At 62.1% G+C, this 2,120-nt stretch carries 1 protein-coding gene and 1 pseudogene; both read right to left on the bottom strand.

What is annotated here, in order from left to right:
• Nucleotides 1-189: 189 nt before the first annotated feature.
• The gene (locus ACFWF3_RS33485; RefSeq protein WP_379317967.1) at nucleotides 190-807 is read right to left on the bottom strand and encodes an alpha/beta hydrolase; all 618 of its coding nucleotides are present in this window, start codon (nucleotides 805-807) and stop codon (nucleotides 190-192) included.
• Between the two features lie 614 nt (nucleotides 808-1,421).
• Nucleotides 1,422-1,583: pseudogene (locus ACFWF3_RS33490) on the bottom strand (VOC family protein); the annotation flags it as partial.
• Nucleotides 1,584-2,120 lie beyond the last annotated feature (537 nt).

Genomic DNA, 2,120 nt, shown 5'->3' on the forward strand with positions numbered 1-2,120 from the left:
ACTCGGCATGCTGGAATATCACCCCGTCGAACTTCGCGCCAGAGAAATCGCCCTTGAACTCTGCAAGCATGAAACTGGTTGTCTCGTGAAACTCGAAGTTTGTGCGTAGACCAGTCGTGCTCGGAGCATGACCGCAGGCGCGTGGAGATTGCCCGGGCACTGTATGGCACCTCGGTTGAGCACCATCGCTCAGTACCTCTGCGCCAGAAGCCACTCGCGCGCAACGATTTTGTCCTCGGCGGTGATCGCATGGCCGACCGATAGCACCTGATGGGTTACCCGGGCTCCCGCACGGCGCAGCTGTTCAGCCAGCTGGAGGCCGTCCCCGGGTGACCGGCGGTTGTCGTGAGCGCCGTCGACTATCAGAACTGGAGTTTTGTCGACGCGGTCGGCTAGATCATGGGCGAACGGGGCCAGGGGACGGAAGAGGATCGCTCCCGCCAGCAATCCCGGATAGGTCATGAGTAGAGCCGCGCCCATGATGGCGCCGTTGGAGAAACCGATTGCGACGGGGCGTCTGGTGAGGTTGTAGTCAGCCCAGGCGGTTGCGATGAAATCTGCCAGCATCCGCGTCCTGGTGACGATGTCGCGCGGGTCCACGCGACGGTCCGGCAAGCGATGGAAGAAGGCATAGCCCTCATCCATGCTGACTGTGCCACGGACACTCAGTTTTGATGCCTCTGGGGCAATTTCGTCGGCTACCGGAATGAGGTCGGATTCGCTGCCGTGTGAGCCATGGAGCAGAACGAGCAGTGATTCGCCGACAGCGCCGGCATGGAAGCAGTGAGCGTGTGTCGATGCCGTCATCGACACAGACCCTACGGGGTTCAAGCCACCGCGGAACACGCACTCGCACCCTCAGTGGGCGTATGTCCTGTTCCGGGGCGGCGTGCGCACAGGGCCGGCACACTGCCTGCCGTTCACGCACAAGGCTCATCTGGTCGAGGATTGCTCAGCAATCAGCAGAGCTGACCACGTATGCGGTCCCTGGGTTCTCGTCAACCTCACCGGGGACCTGGTTGTTCATGTCGAGGTCTTTGGTGAGAATGGTCCGATGTCGGGTGTGAGGTTCGTGCGGCGCGTGGATGGGTTGACGTATGAGTTCGTCCGCGATGGGGACGCGCATGGGTTCCCGTCGTATAAGCGGACCGACCTCGATATCTGGTGTCGCCGACTCCCCGACTTCGGTTGGGTGGTGTGCAACGCGGCCGATGAGGTATCGAGTCGCCCATTCGACGAACCTGGGCAAGGCGAGGTTCCTCCTGAGGGCGTGTGGGTGAGCCGCAAGGGCGAACGGTCCTATGTCTACGACCTTGTGCGCACCGATCCGTGAGACTCGATGGGTGGCGACCTGCTGAAGTCCGTACTCCTCCACGACGTGACGTAATGTTTCGGTGGCGGACCTGCTGTGTCCGGGCCGCCGGGGTGAAGAGGTTGATCAGGTTGCCGTCGGGATCTCGAAACAGCACGATTTCGGCGAAATCTGGTGTAGCCCAGTTGGCTTCGACGCCGGTCACGTGCTGATAGAAGCTGACCAGTCGTTGGATGTCGTCAGTGATCACACGGATCGAGACGAGCTTCACTGTGTGCTCCTGCTGACGGATGCCACTGACCGACGACGAGGCGGTGGCCGTGTTACTCGGGCTCTTCCCCAGCCGCGGCGCCGACCGGCCGCCCGCGCAGCCGACAGCGCGACGGCCAAACTCCGCCGCGTCCTACCCCCACACCTGACGGCCCGGCTGGACGCACTGATCAACACCTTCGGCAAGGTGCCGTCGGGCAACAGTCCTCATCAGGAACTGGTTGCAGACAGGCGAATTTCGGCGCGATCGCCTCGAAGGAGGGGGCGGTGGTCTCCAGCCTGGGCATCCTGACACCCTGGACTCCACACCTGATTTCCGCACGATTCCTTGCAGGACGCAGACTAGTGACCAGACATTGGAAGGGGCAGAGTTGCGCATCGGGGTTTCCGGACCGCATGGAACCGGCAAGACAACCTTGGTCGAAGAGCTCTGTGCGCGACTGGAGCGCGGGCACACAGCAATCCAGGAACCGTACGTACTACTCGAAGAGGAAGGATACGAATTCGCGTATCCGCCCGTGGCCGCGGACTATTGGGC

The organism is Nocardia sp. NPDC060220, assembly GCF_042727815.1.
Classification (GTDB): Bacteria; Actinomycetota; Actinomycetes; order Mycobacteriales; family Mycobacteriaceae; genus Nocardia.